The organism is Desulfovibrio faecalis, assembly GCF_053570625.1.
In genome coordinates, this window is sequence record NZ_JBRBQR010000001.1 from 2,075,802 (window position 1) to 2,089,845 (window position 14,044).

At 59.6% G+C, this 14,044-nt stretch carries 9 protein-coding genes; 2 read left to right on the forward strand and 7 right to left on the reverse strand.

The window, feature by feature from the left end; genetic code table 11:
* Window positions 1-114 precede the first annotated feature (114 nt).
* The 6 genes from ACUZ79_RS09220 to xerD all read right to left on the reverse strand — a co-directional run bounded on the left by ACUZ79_RS09220 (window position 115) and on the right by xerD (window position 8,291).
* Window positions 115-519: a DnaJ family domain-containing protein gene (locus tag ACUZ79_RS09220; protein WP_411330642.1), complete on the reverse strand. Its 405-nt coding sequence runs from the start codon at window positions 517-519 to the stop codon at window positions 115-117.
* Window positions 512-3,262 (reverse strand): DNA mismatch repair protein MutS, encoded by a 2,751-nt coding sequence (mutS, locus tag ACUZ79_RS09225; RefSeq protein ID WP_449251389.1) that lies wholly within the window; start codon window positions 3,260-3,262, stop codon window positions 512-514. The genes ACUZ79_RS09220 and mutS overlap by 8 nt, the downstream gene beginning before the upstream one ends.
* Before the next feature lie 110 nt (window positions 3,263-3,372).
* Window positions 3,373-3,810, reverse strand: coding sequence for a LapA family protein (locus tag ACUZ79_RS09230; protein WP_449251390.1), 438 nt, complete (start codon window positions 3,808-3,810; stop codon window positions 3,373-3,375).
* 157 nt (window positions 3,811-3,967) lie between these two features.
* Entirely contained in the window at window positions 3,968-4,510 is a 543-nt protein-coding gene (locus ACUZ79_RS09235) for an HIT family protein (RefSeq protein WP_240824413.1), read from the reverse strand.
* Between the two features lie 20 nt (window positions 4,511-4,530).
* Window positions 4,531-7,263 (reverse strand): CBS domain-containing protein, encoded by a 2,733-nt coding sequence (locus ACUZ79_RS09240; RefSeq protein WP_449252173.1) that lies wholly within the window; start codon window positions 7,261-7,263, stop codon window positions 4,531-4,533.
* 98 nt (window positions 7,264-7,361) lie between these two features.
* The gene (gene xerD, locus ACUZ79_RS09245) at window positions 7,362-8,291 is read right to left on the reverse strand and encodes a site-specific tyrosine recombinase XerD (RefSeq protein WP_449251391.1); all 930 of its coding nucleotides are present in this window, start codon (window positions 8,289-8,291) and stop codon (window positions 7,362-7,364) included.
* Window positions 8,292-8,446: 155 nt separating this feature from the next.
* Between xerD and folK the strand changes: the two genes are divergently transcribed.
* Window positions 8,447-8,962 carry a 2-amino-4-hydroxy-6-hydroxymethyldihydropteridine diphosphokinase gene (gene folK, locus ACUZ79_RS09250; protein ID WP_449251392.1) on the forward strand — a complete coding sequence of 172 codons (516 nt, stop codon included), beginning with the start codon at window positions 8,447-8,449 and terminating at the stop codon, window positions 8,960-8,962.
* A gap of 105 nt (window positions 8,963-9,067) precedes the next feature.
* Complete coding sequence (locus ACUZ79_RS09255; RefSeq protein WP_022658711.1) at window positions 9,068-9,364, forward strand: TRASH domain-containing protein; 297 nt, start codon at window positions 9,068-9,070, stop codon at window positions 9,362-9,364.
* A gap of 132 nt (window positions 9,365-9,496) precedes the next feature.
* Here the strand turns inward: ACUZ79_RS09255 and ACUZ79_RS09260 are convergent, their stop codons facing one another.
* Window positions 9,497-13,843 (reverse strand): acyl-CoA dehydratase activase, encoded by a 4,347-nt coding sequence (locus ACUZ79_RS09260; protein ID WP_449251393.1) that lies wholly within the window; start codon window positions 13,841-13,843, stop codon window positions 9,497-9,499.
* Window positions 13,844-14,044 lie beyond the last annotated feature (201 nt).

The following is a 14,044-nucleotide window of genomic DNA, read 5'->3' on the forward strand; positions in this document are numbered from 1 at the left end:
ATAGGGCGTCACATGGTCAGAATCGGAGATATGCAGATTTGATGCAAAAAATGGCCGGGATGTTCCCGGCCATTGTGTTTTTTGTGGGGCTGGCGTCTGACAATGCTGTCTGTATCAGCCCGCCTTGCGCGGATTGGCAGACAGTCTGTCCAGCAGGCGGTCGTAATAGGGGTCGTCCTGCTCAATCTGCATGGGCCGCTGAAAGCGCATTTTGGCCCGCGTGACCATAAAGCGCACCCTCTGCATCTGGCGCACGCGTTCCTGCTCGTCCTCGCAGTGCTCCAGCAGATCAACAAGCCTGTTCAGCTCCTTGCGCTCCTCAAGCTCCGGCGGCAGGCAGCCCGCATTGCGCAATATCTTGTAGGCCATGCGCATGTCTTCCGGCACATGGCTGAGGTCTTCAAGCTCAAGGGGTTTGCCAGCGCCGGGCAGATTGTCAAAGGCCCCTTGCGACAGGGCTTCCTCAATGCGGCGTTCCGCCACAAGCTGGATGACAGACCAGGGATTGGCGTTACTCATGACTATCCTCGTCCGGCGGCAGGGCGTCTGCTTGCGGGGCAGATTCCGGGCTGTCGCTCCACAGTTTTTTCCATTCCATGAGCAGCCGCAGGGCGTCCAGCGGGCTGAGCTCGTCAGGATTCAGCTCGCGCAGCAGCAGCACAAGCGGGTGTTCCGAGAGAGGCGGCGCGGCGGCAATTTCCGGCAGTTCCGGCTCTTTTTTTGCTGGCTCAGGCAGGCTCAGGCCTGGCAGAGACACCGCAGAAACCACGGTTTTTCTGGCGCTGTCACGCCCCCGCTCAAGCCCCTGCAATATGGCTCTGGCCCGCTGCACCACGGGGCCGGGCACGCCCGCAAGGCGTGCCACTTCCACGCCGTAGCTGCGGTCAGAAGGGCCGGGAACCAGCTTGTGCAGAAAGAGAATATCGTTGTTGTATTCGCGGATGGCGATATTCATGGTAAACACGCCCGCTATGCGGCCTTCCAGCGCGGTCAGTTCGTGGTAGTGGGTGGCAAAGAGGGTGCGCAGGTCGCCGCCAGCCCGTTTTGCAAGGTCTTCCACCACGGCCCAGGCCAGGGCCACGCCGTCATAGGTGCTGGTGCCCCGGCCAATTTCGTCCAGAATCACAAGACTGCGGCGGGTGGCCTGACGCAGAATGCGGGCCGTTTCCATCATTTCCACCATAAATGTGCTCTGGCCCTGCGCGAGGTTGTCTGATGCGCCCACGCGCGAAAACAGGCGGTCCACCAGCCCGAGGCGGGCGGCGCTGGCAGGAACCATGGAACCCATCTGCGCCAGCAGGCTGATGATGGCAACTTGCCGCAGCACGGTGGATTTACCGGCCATGTTGGGGCCAGTGAGCAGGCACAGGCGGCGTCCGGCATCAAGGCGAAAGTCGTTGGGCACAAAATTGGCGCGGCCAAGCATGGCTTCAACCACAGGGTGCCGCCCCTCGCGGATGTCCAGATTGGCCTCCGCGTCAAGCTCCGGCCTGCACCAGTTGTTGGTGCGGCCCACCTGCGCGAGGCTCTGCCAGTAGTCGAGCTGGGCGACCATATCCGCCGCGTGAATAATGCGTTCGCGCTGGGCGGCCATGTGGGTGCGCAGATCCTGAAACAGCGTGTACTCCAGCGTCTTGCGCTTGTCTGCGGCAGAGAGAAGCTCTTCTTCAAGCTCTTTCAGCTCCACCGTGGTGAAGCGCTCGGCGTTGGCAAGGCTCTGGCGGCGGATAAAATGGAAGGGCGCAGGCCCGCTGTGGGCCGCGCGCGTAAGCTCATAATAATAGCCGAACACACGGTTAAAGCCCAGCTTGAGCTTGCTGATGCCTGTTTTTTCCTGTTCGTCGGCCAGCATGTTCTGGAGCTTCTGTTCGCCGTGTTCTGCCAGGTCAAGCAGGCGGTCAAGTTCCGCATTATAGCCGGTTTTGAACAGGCCGCCCTCGGTAATGACCGCAGGAGGGCTGTCCACGAGGGCGCTTTGCAGCAGGGCCGCGCAGTCTTGCATGTTGTCCCAGGATTTGACCACATCGGCAACGCTCTTGGGCATGTTGTCCGCAGCAGCGGAGGCGCCAGAAGAATCGGCAGAAGTTTCGCCAGCCCCTTGCAGGGCCGCGTACACATCCGGCAGGGCCGCAAGGCTGTTGCGCAAGGCAATAAAATCGCGCGGCGCGCCCTGATTCAGGCTGATGCGCGTGGAGAGGCGCTCAAGGTCGTAGACATTTTTCAAAGCTTCACGCAGTGCGGCGCGGCGGGCATCGTCCGCATGAAAAAAGGCCACAGCATCCTGAACGCGGGTGATGGGGCCAAGCTCTCGCCAGGGGTGGCGCAGCATGTCTTCAAGCAGCCTGCCGCCCATGGGGGTCATGGTATCGTCCAGCACGTGGCGCAGGGTGCCCTTGCCCTTGCGGCCATTAAGGCGGCAGAAAATTTCAAGGTTACGCTCGGTCACATCGTCAATGAGCAGGCGTCGGCCAAGATCAAGCGGAGCAAAGGGCATGAGGTGATCGGGGTTGCGCATCTGCGTCTGGCTCAGATAGACCAGCAGCGCGCCGCAGGCCCGCATAAGTTCCGGCTTGCCTTCCAATCCAAGAGCGCCAGCCTCGCGCACGCCCTGAGCGGTCACAACGCGCTCTGTGGCGCGTTTAAGGTCAAACTGGGGTGCTGGCATGCGCACAAGCCTTATGCCTTCCAGAATGCAACGTTGGGGCGGCTCGACCCCTTCCGGCACCAGCAGTTCGCGAGGGGCAAGCTTTTGCGCCCACTGCCACAGCTCGGCCTCGCGCTTGAACTCAACGCCTGACCACTGACCCGTGGAAATGTCCGCCCAGGCCAGGCCGCCAGCCCCACCCGAGGCGGAAAGGCACAGCGCACCCAAAAAATTATGGCTCTTGCTGGCGAGGTTGGCGTCTTCCAGTACGGTACCGGGCGTGATAACGCGCGTAACGGCCCTTTTGACCAGCCCCTTGGCGGCCTTTGGGTCTTCTGTCTGATCGCAGATGGCGACGTGGTAGCCCTTGTCGATGAGCTGGGCCACGTAGCCCTCCACCGCATGCCACGGCACGCCGCACATGGGAATGGGGTTTTCTGCATCCCTGCTGCGGCTGGTGAGGGCAATCTGAAGCTCGCGGGCCGCGACCTTGGCGTCTTCAAGAAACAGTTCATAAAAATCGCCCATGCGGTAAAACAGCAGGGCATCGGGATGTTCGGCCTTGATGCCCATGTACTGCTCAAACATGGGGGTCAGTTTTGCGGGGGCTTCAGACATAGTAATTCTTGGGGTGACGGTGACGGGTGCGGTTTACCGCAGCCATAAAAAAATTGTGGCGCTGCCCAGACCCTCAGCCGAACAGCGCCACAAAGCGGATTGCGAAACGTCTAGTGCTGCTTGTCAGGATCCGGAACCAAAGATTCTTCGGCAGCAGCAGTTGCGGCAACGGGGGCCACAGACGCGGGCTGGGCGTCGGCCTTGCCGTTCTTGCTCAAGAACTGCGCGCGGGCTGTGTCTGCGCCAAGCTTTTTCTTGGTCTTTTCCAGTTCACGCTCAAGGCTGCTGATCTGCCATTTCTGCTTCATCAGGCGGGCGGTCAGATTGACCTTGTCCCACACCAGAAAGCCCAGGGTCATCAAGGCGCCACAGGCGAAGGCCGCGATGACCAGAAAATAGAAGGGCAGGGCGATGGAAGACATGGCGGGAATAAAGAACAGGTTGAGCGTGAGCACCATGCTCTGGGAGAGCGCGCCCTGGTTCTGAAAAAAGAACACAAGGGCGAGAAAAAAGAGGATGGCGAGCAAAAATACTTTGATATACCGCATAGACATACTCCTCAGGCTAAATAAAGCTATCTCAAAAAAACTTCACGGGCTTTTTGAGAATGCCGCATCGCCCAAGAGGGCACAGCATCGCGCTCTCCAGCCGGTCTTTGTCGCCCCCTGCGAAAAAGACAATCCCCGCCACAAAGTCATGCAGCCCTTACGAGCCGCAACCTTCCTGCCCGGGCGTGGAAGCGGCGCGGTCTTGCTTGCCATTGGCCGCGCCATTCGTGAAATACGGTTTCAGTGCCGCATAGGTGCGGCTCAAGTGTTCGGGCATGGTGCGCACTTCGTCAAACACTGCCATGAATGATGAGTCGCCCGTCCAACGCGGCACCAGGTGAAAGTGCAGATGTTCGCGAATGCCCGCGCCCGCAGCCTGGCCCTGGTTCAGGCCGATATTGATGCCTTCACAGTTAAAGTGCTGCTTTAAGATTACCGTGCACTGTTGTAAAAGATCCATGATTTCATGGGTTTCTTCTGGCTTGAGGTCAGCCAGCAGCATAACGTGCCGGTATGGGCACACCATGATATGCCCGTTATTATACGGGAATTTGTTCATGATGACAAAGGCCATCCGGCCTCTGTGCAGTACCAGGCGCTGCTCGTCATCCGCCGTATGATCGGGGAGGCAGAACACGCAGGAGTCTGGCTTGGGGCCAAGAATGTACTCAATGCGCCATGGAGCCCATAGTTGTTTCATAGTTGGTTTCTATACACCTCTTATAAACGCTGGGCAAGTGAAGAATTCTGACTGGTTTGTTCTTCATTCCCATTGCCGGATTTGGCAGCGATACTGCACACGAGGTTGCGCGCCAGGTCCATCTGCTGCTCTGGCGTTGCGGCGGTGCCGTCAAGCTTGGCAGCAAGCACGGCGTCCAGAATGCGTCCAAAGGCGGGGCCGGGTTCCAGCCCCATGATGCGCAGGTCTTCGCCGCTCACATCCGTTTTTTCTTTGCGCCACTGGGTAATGTAGCGCGAAAGATTTTTTTGCAGGGCGGCGTCGCTTGTGTCTGCCATGAGGTAGAGCAGGCATTCGAGCGAAAGGGGCCGCAGCAGGGCGCACAGGGCGCTGATGCTCTCCTTGCCTGCCTCATGGTCTTTTTGCCACGGCTCCAGCTTGCCGCGCACCACGCGCATGTGCTCGCGCTGGCGCAGAATGTCGGCCCTCCGTGGTTCGGGCAGGCCCATGCGCTGATAATGGTTGGCCGTGTCGGCATAGCTCATGTTGTGGTTGAGAACCAGAAAGAAGGCCAGCCAGGGTTGGGCTGCCTCTTCAAAATACAACAGCCTGTACCACGTGAGCGTTTCCTGAAGCCGCAACAGCAGGTTTTTGCGCGTGGGATTGAGCGACAGCAGGGGAGAAACCGCCTCCAGCACACCAAGCTGGTCGAGCCGCAGGATGCAGGCCGAAGGGTCGTCCTCATCGCAGATATGCTGAAATTCGTGGAACAGCCGAAAGCCCGAGAGCTTGTCCATGAGCTTGAGTTTGAGGGCGTTCTTGATGAGCTTTTCCGTACCTGCCCCGATGTGGAAGTTATAGCGCTGCTCAAAGCGCACAGCCCTGAGGCAGCGGGTGGGGTCTTCCACAAAGCTCAGAGTGTGCAGCACCCTGATGACGCGTTCCTTGATATCGCGTTGCCCGCCGAAGAAATCCACCAACTGGCCGAACGGCTCGCAATCAAGCCGCACAGCCAGGGCGTTGATGGAAAAATCGCGGCGGAACAGATCCATCTTGATGGACGAAAGCTCAACCGTGGGCAGTGCCGCTGGGTATTCATAGTACTCAAGGCGCGCCGTGGCCACGTCGATGCGGGCTTCGGCCCCTGCGGCATCGGTATAAATGACCACCGAGGTGAGGAACTTCTGGTGTTCGCGCACCCGCCCGTTGAGCTCTTTTGCCAGTGCCCGCGCAAGGGCTATGCCGTTGCCTTCCACCACCAGATCAATATCCTGGTTGGGGCGCTGGAGCAGAAGATCGCGCACAAAGCCCCCCACGGCGTAGACCGGCAGGCCAAGCTCCCTGCCAAGCCGGCCCGCAAGGTGCAGCATATTGCGGCTGGCAAGGGGCAGTCTGTCCTGTATGAGCTTGCCAAGGTTGCGCTCCTTGCCGCCGGTGATGCGCGGTTCCGGCATATGGCCCGGCTCCTGCGCAAAAACATTGATAAGGTCGGTACGCGTGACCACGCCGATAACCTTGTCGTCTTCCACAATGGGCACAAGGCGCTGGCGGCTTCCCACGATGATTGTGGTCAGATCCTTGAGCGTTGCATCCGGCGGCAGTGTGGTGATTCTGCGGGTCATGTAGTCTTCAACCGTGGATGCGCCAAGGCCGTGGGCGCTGGCCCGCGAGGCCGTGAGGGCATCCAGCAGACCGGTGCACTGGCGGGTTTCTGGCATGAAGACGGGCACGGCCTTGAGCCCGAAGTGGAGCATGAGTTCATCCGCCTCATGAATGGTGGCGGTGGCCTCAATGCCCACGGCGGGCGAGGACATATATTCGCGCGCGGTTTTATCGGGGTAAGCCTGGGCGTAGAGGTGGCGCAAAATTACATCGCGCACTTCATGCACCGTCATGGTGCGCACGGAGGCCGAAGCCGCGTAGGCATGCCCGCCGCCGCCAAGGGCCGCGCAGATGTCGCCCACGTTGATGGCCTCGTTGCGGCTGCGGGCCACCACCTGAATACGATCGTCCATAAGCCCGATGGCAAACAGCACCGGGAATTTTTCCATCTCCATGAGGCGGTGGGCCAGATAGGCAAAATCACCCAGATAATGCTCCATGGCCGCTTCTGAAAGCGTTACCGGAACATTGTTGATGTTGTATGTCTGGGTGGATTCCAGCAGGCTGTTCAAGGCCTGTATGTGCAGGCTCGTGAGTTCGTGGGCCGCCAGGGCATCAATGCGGTTCACATCCATGCCCTGCCCGAGCAGCCAAGCAGCCGCCATAAAATCAGCCTGCGTGGTTGAAGAATAGGTGAAAGAGCCGGTATCGCCATAAATGCCAAGACCCAGCAGGGTGGCGTCGTCCGGGCTGAGGCTGAGGCCCCGCTCCGAAATGGCCTGCACAATGAGGCTTGTGACAGAGCCTATGTGCGCCATGTGCGTGTGCGGGCTTGTGATGTCGTCCGTGGAATCCGGGTGGTGATCCCACAATTCCACGGTTACGTCATCACGGTCGAGCAGTTGGGCCACATGGCTGATGCGGCCACGCTGGCGGGTATCCACAACCACAAGGCGGGTTATGGAATCCCACCGAATTGCAGGAGTTTCCACAATGCCCAGCGCCGCCGTATCCAGCCCGGCAATGAGTTTTTGCAGGCCGCGCTCCTGTGTGCCGGGAAAGAGCAGCACATGCGGTGTGTAAAGGAATCGTGCCGCCAGCATTGCCGCAAAGGCGTCAAAATCTGCACTTGCGTGGCAGGTGATGAGCGTTGTCCCGGCTGTATGCTGCACTGTTGAGGCCGCAGAAGCGGACGCCACCTGTACGGGGGCAGTCTGGCCAGCTGTGGTTTGGGCGGATGCCGTCTGTGGGGTCGTTTCCGGCGCAAGGGTCACTGGCGGCTCCGGGGATGGAATTGATGGTGTATGCCGCGCAGGCGCTCTGCCTGCACATGGGTATAAATTTCTGTGGCGCTTATGTCAGCATGGCCAAGCAGCATCTGCACGGCGCGCAGGTCCGCGCCGCCCTCGAGCAGGTGGGTGGCAAAGGAATGTCTGAACGTGTGCGGCGAAATGGCGCGGCGAATGCCCGCCTCAAGTGCGTATTTTTTAACCATTTTCCACACGTACTGGCGCGTCAGAGCACGGCCCGAGCGGTTGACGAAAAGCTGGTTGCCAGTGGGCGTAAAAAGGGGTCTGCATGCGCTGATATAGTCTGCCAGCATCTGCTGCATCATGTCGTGCAGGGGCACCAGCCTTTCTTTGGAACCCTTGCCGAAAACGCGTACAAGGCCGCGTTGCAGGTCAAGATCAGGCACACACATGGTGCACAGCTCAGAAACACGCAAGCCTGCGGCGTACAGAAGTTCAAGCATGCAACGGTCGCGTTTGCCGCTTTTGTCGCGCAGGTCTGGCTGGGCAAGCAGGGATTCCATTTCATCCCTTGTCAGCACCTCCGGCAGGTGTTGGGGCAACTTGGGATTTTCCAGCAATTCAGCAGGGTTTTTACGCAACCTGCCTTCATCAACGGCAAAAGCAAAAAATGCCCGCAGGGCGGAAAGGCGGCGTGCCAGGGTGCGCCCCGTGTTCTGCCGCGCGCGCAACCAGGCAAGGTACAGAAAAATCTCCTGCTCATCGGGGTCGGGCAGGGATTCTTCCGCCGCGCCCTGAGCCAGCTCCTGTCGGTACAGAAAAAAACTCTCAAGATCCTGCCCGTAGGCTTCAACCGTATTGGGCGAAAGGCCACGCTGGGCCAGTAAAAAATCCCGCCACAGAGGTAAAAGGGTTGCCAGGGCAGGGGCTTTGGTGCGTGAATGTGCCATGCGCCCATGCTAGCCGCCTTGCCGCAACGGAGCAAGCCTTTTGCAATCAAAACCGCCCGGATGCGTTGCATGCGGTGGGCTTTATCCTTTCCGCGAAAAAAGGTATGCTGCAATCCTTGCTAAAATGCGGGCTGAACCTATCTGAAGGAAACCTGATGGCAGATCAAACAAAGCTGCGGTCTTACGTGAGCCTTGGCTCCAACTGCGACACAGCGGCAGAAAAACTTGCAGCAGCGCTGGACGCCCTTGCGGAACTGCCGGAAATGGGCATTGGCGCAGTATCCCCTGTCTACCGCACAGAACCGCAGGAATACACGGAGCAACCCTGGTTTCTCAATCAGGTTGTTGAACTTTTTCCCGGCGATAGCTGGCGGCCTTGCAGCCTTGTGGATGCTTTGCTGGACATAGAGGCCAGGCTTGGGCGGGTGCGCAGCCCTGACCCGGTACTGCGCTTTGGGCCGCGTGTGATTGATGTTGATCTGCTGCTTTTTGGGCAGGAGCGGAGTACCGATCCCCATTGCCTTGTGCCGCACCCACGGATGACGGTGCGGGCTTTTGTCATGCGGCCATTACTTGATGTCGCGCCCCTGATCGTTGTAGATGGCCTGCCCGTGAGGGATTGGCTGGCGCGTACAGTATGCCGCGTGGAAGGGGACAGAATTTTTCAGTGACTGGTGCCGCCCTCTGTGATACTGTTTCCAACGGCTTTAATATGCCTGAAAGGGCTGCACTCCAGCCTTACGCGACCCGTGCCACGGGATTAAGGAGCATAACAAATGGTAAAGTGGCTCATTCTGATTTTGGCGGGCTACGCCCTATATCGCCTTTTTGCCAATGATCTGAACAAGAAGAAAAAGGAAAACAAGCAGGAAAGCGCTGCTGAAATGGAGCGTAAGGTTGCCGCTGGCGAAATGGTCAAAGATCCCGAATGCGGCGCGTATGTGGCCGTTGATGGCTCTATTTCCGTGCGTGACGGTGAAAAGGTTCACCGTTTCTGTAGCTACGAATGCCGCGACAAGTTCCTGCAACGCCTTGAAGAGGGCGGCCGGGAACTGCCCCCCCGCGAAGAATAGCCTTTTTCAGCGTAGCTGGAGCAGGCCTTTTGTTCCCTCATGCTTCAGATAGTTTACTGGGCATGATGTGATCTTGTGCAGATAATATAAAACCGCCCGCTGGAAGTATTCCGGCGGGCGGTTTTTTGCGGTTTATTGCTGCCAGTATACTCTGTCGCTTCCCATTGCGCCCGTATAGGTGTGCCGGGCATGCCGGGCGGCTTCTTCCCTTTCCTTTTCCTTCTCTCTGGCGATAGCCATGAAAAGACGTATGCGGTTGAGCTGATTGGCTTCGCTGCTGCCGGGGTCGTAATCCAGCGCCATGATGTTGGCCTCGGAACGTTGACGGCGCACGGCCTTGAACGCGCCGCGCCCCACCACGTGGTTCGGCAGGCAGCCAAAGGGTTGCAGGCAGAGTATGTTGTTTGTGCCGTGTTCGAGAAACTCCAGCATTTCTGCGGGCAGCAGCCAGCCCTCGCCGGCGCTGTTGCCAAGGGACATGACGCTTTCGCCCAGCCGGGCCAGATCGTCGATATGCGCCACAGGCATGACGTGGGCGCTCAGGGGCGAGGTGTTGAGCGCGCCGCGCATGTAGCGGCGCACACCTTCAATACGGCGCATTACAAAGGCATTGCCCAGTGCCGCCCAGGCGCTGCCGCCCTGATAGCGCCAGTCGTACACGGCATCGCGCAGGCAGTAGAGCATGAAGTTGGCAAAGTCCGGCAAGAGCGGTTCTCCGCCTTCCTGCCTGATCTGTTCGACAATGTGATTGTTGGCGTCAGCATGGTAGGTCAGCAGGATTTCGCCCACAACAGCCACCCGAGGCTTGGGGGCCAGTGCTGTGCGGATAGAGGCAAAATCCTGCACAAGGCGGGGCAGCAGTTGGCGCAGGGCGGCTTCATCCCCCTTGCGCACTACCGGGATCAGGGTTTGCAGCCAGTGCTGCACCCTGTCTTCGGTTTGCCCTGCATGGCATTCGTAGGTGCCTGTAAACAGCGAAAGCCTTTGCAGCATGTCGCCGGCAAGCATGCCAAGCAGCATGCGCCAGAGCAGGGCGCGGTCCGGCCGTAGGCCGGGCTGGCTCTCTGACCCCGAGGCATTGAGCGTAAGCACGGGCACCGGGTCGTAGCCGTATTCCATAAGCGCCCTGCGCAGCAGAGCCGGATAATTGCTGGCCCGGCAGGGGCCGCAGGTCTGCGAAAGCAGCAGGGCCGTGCGGCGCGGATCAAGCCCGTCATCGCGCAGAGCCTGCAATAGCTGACCAATAGCCACGATGGCCGGGTAGCAGGCATCGTTGTTTACATAGGCCTGCCCCAGGCTCACGGCTTCTGCGCTCACCGTGGGCAGCAATTGGATGGTGTGCCCGCTGCCCGCGATGGCCTGCGTCATGAACGGAAAATGCAGCGGGGCCATTTGCGGCACAAGAATGGTATGCGTGGCTGCATCGCGTTTGCTGAATATCGGCGGTGCGTGGGAAACCTCGGTTGCTGTGTTGTCCCCAGCCCTGCTGCGGCTTACCGCCAGCAACGAGCGGATACGAATACGCGCTGAGGCCAGTGCATTGCCCTCGTCCATCTTGATGAGGGTATACAGCTTGCCGTGGGCGCGCATGAGTTCACGCATCTGGTCGGCGGTGATGGCGTCTATGCCGCAGCCAAAGGAAGTCAGTTGCACAAGCTCCACCCGCGCGTTGCCATGATCTGCCTCGCAGGCCCATAATCCCGCCCGGTAGAGACGGGCGGCGTATGTCCATTGATTGCGCGCCCGCAGGGGAAAGGACATGCGGTGTCCTGTCCAGCTGCGGGGCATGGCGTCCTCGCTGATGACCGCAGCGCCCAGTGAGGCGATAAAGTCGGGCAGGCCGTGGTGTACCTGCGGGTCCGCATGGTAGGGGCGGCCAGCCAGAACCACCAGAACGCCCTTGTTGCGCAGGGTTTCGGCATAGATGTGTTCCGCCTCGGCGCGCAGTTCTCGCAAATAGTGCGCTTGTTCGTGCCGCGCCGCACGTACTGCGGAGCGTACTTCGCCCCTTGGCAGGTTGAATTCGCGGCAGAGATTACGCACCAGAGAGGCCGTATGCGTGAGGTTGACAAAGGGCGAGTGCATGACGGCTCCCGCATCCTTGAGTTCCGGCAGATTCTCGCGCACTACCTGCGGATAGCCGCAGGCCACAGGGCAGGAGAAGGAATCGCACATTTCGGCAAATTCCTGCGCCTCACGCGGTATGCAGGGGAAGAAAATGCTTTTGATGCCGCTTTCAAGCAGGGCCAGCACATGGCCGTGCGCCAGTTTGGCCGGGTAACATACACTTTGGGAAGGCACGGACGAGAGGCCAGCCGCAAACAGGGCGCGGCTGGTCGGCGGCGACACTTCAACCCGGAACCCCAACGCGGTAAAGAGGGTGAACCAGAAAGGATAGTGCGCGTAGACGTTTAAAACTCTGGGGATGCCCAGCCTGCCGCGCGGCGCGGATTCCAGCGGCAGCGGTTCGTAACGGAACAGGCGCTGGTTTTTCCAGGCCACAAGGTTGGGAGCCGTGACGGTTGCGCCACGGCGCGCCTCGCTGAACCTGTCGCACCTGTTGCCCGCGATGTGGCGCGAACCGTGCGAAAAGCGCGTTTCTGTGAGCAGGCAGTTGTTGCCGCAGTCGCGGCAGCGAAAGCTGCGCGTTCGCATGGCCAGCCCACGGATAAGCGGGGCGGTGATGGAAGAGCGCACGCTCACGCATTCCGCTTTTTCCAGTGACTCCAGGGCTGCCCCGTAAGCTCCCATGAGGCCGGAAGCAGCAGGGCGGTGCACATGCCGCCCCAAAGTGCGCTCCATGGCGCAGAGCAGGGCGTCGTTGAGGAAGGAGCCGCCCTGTACAACCACATGCTCGCCCAGTTCTGCCATGTTCTTGATGCGCAGCACCTTGTCCAGCGCGTTGCGCACAACAGAATAGCAAAGCCCCGCCGCTATGTCGGCAATCTGCAAACCGTCTTTCTGGGCCTGCGTGACACGGGAATTCATAAAGACCGTGCAGCGCGAGCCAAGATCAGCTGGATGCGCGGCGTACAGGGAAATATCCACAAATTCCTGCATGCTCAGGCCAAGGCCTTTGGCAAAGCTCTCAAGAAAAGCCCCGCAGCCAGCGGAACAGGCCTCGTTGAGGCTCACGTCGCTGATGACGCCGTTATCCACCTTGAGGCACTTCATGTCCTGGCCGCCTATGTCTATGACATAGCTGACTTCTGGCACAAGGCGCGTGGCCGCCTTGAAATGGGCCAGGGTTTCCACCAGCACGGTGTCCACGCCAAGGGCGGATTCCGCCAGATGTGCTCCGTAGCCCGTAGCCCCGGATGCGGCAAGCCATGCGCCGTCAGGGATGCGTTCAAGCATGTCTGCCAGCGGGGGCAGCAGGGTTTGTAACGGATTGCCCCCGTTGGAGGCGTAGCAGGAATCAAGGATGCGCTGTTCGTTGTCTACCAGTACGGCCTTGACAGTGGTAGAGCCCAGATCCAGCCCAAGGAACAGTGGTCCACGTGCCTGCCGGATATCGGCGGAGGGCAGCACGTTGGCTGTTGCATGCCGCTGGCGGAAGCGTGCGTATTCCGCGCTGTCTGCAAACATGGCAGGGAGAATCTTTTCTGCGGAGACCTTGGGCGCGTGCGAAAGGCTGCTGGTGCGCCGGGCGAGATCGGCCAGATCGAGCGGCTCGGCGTCTGTTTCGTGCTCTTCAAGCGACATGGCGCAACGCGCAGCTCCAATGGCGGCAGTGCATTGGGCATGGGGCAGGTGCGCAATGTGCGCCTCCGCAAGATCAAGATTTTGGATGAACAGATTTTTGAGTTCGGGCAGAAAGTGCAAAGGCCCGCCCAAAAAGGCAACCTTGCCGGTGATGGGCCTGCCGCAGGCCAGCCCGCCGATGGTTTGCTCCACCACCGCCTGAAAGATGGAGGCCGCGATATCTTCACGCGGTACGCCGCCGTTGAGCAGGGGCACAATATCCGTTTTGGCGAACACGCCGCAGCGCGAGGCGATGGGGTAGAGCGTGGAATGCCGTGCCGCCAGATCATTAAGGCCGCCCGCATCTGTGCTGAGCAGGCGGGCCATCTGGTCAATGAAGGCCCCGGTGCCGCCCGCGCACGATTCGTTCATGCGCAGTTCCACATCCTGCCCCAGATAGAGCAGCTTGGCGTCTTCGCCGCCCAGTTCCACAGCCACGGATGTATCCGGCGCAGCATAGGAAATGGCGCGGGCTGTTGCCAGCAATTCCTGAACAAAGGGGATGGAGAGCTGATTGCTGAGATCAAGAGCGCCGGAGCCAGTCATGGCGCAGCGCACGGCGGCTGTGGGGTAGAGCCGGGATACTTCGGCAAGCAGGGCCGCCATGGTAGCGCGAACTGCCGTGCCGTGCCGGCTGTAGCGGGTTTCGGCAACAGAGCCGTCGCCGTTCAGCAGCGCCAGTTTTACTGTGGTGGAGCCAATATCAAGGCCGAGATAAAAGAGTGGTGGAGACACGTACAAGTCCTCACATGAAACAGGTTTATGTGATTTGGGCCTGATGTCTTCAATAAAGCTGAAGCAGAAATTATTTACTTTCTTTCATAAATTTAGGCTACACTTGAACGTGAAAAGAATTCAAGCCCCTTTGCATAAAAAAATTACGGCCTGCTGATTTTAAACCATCCACTCTTGGAACGGTTCAAAATCTACAGGCCG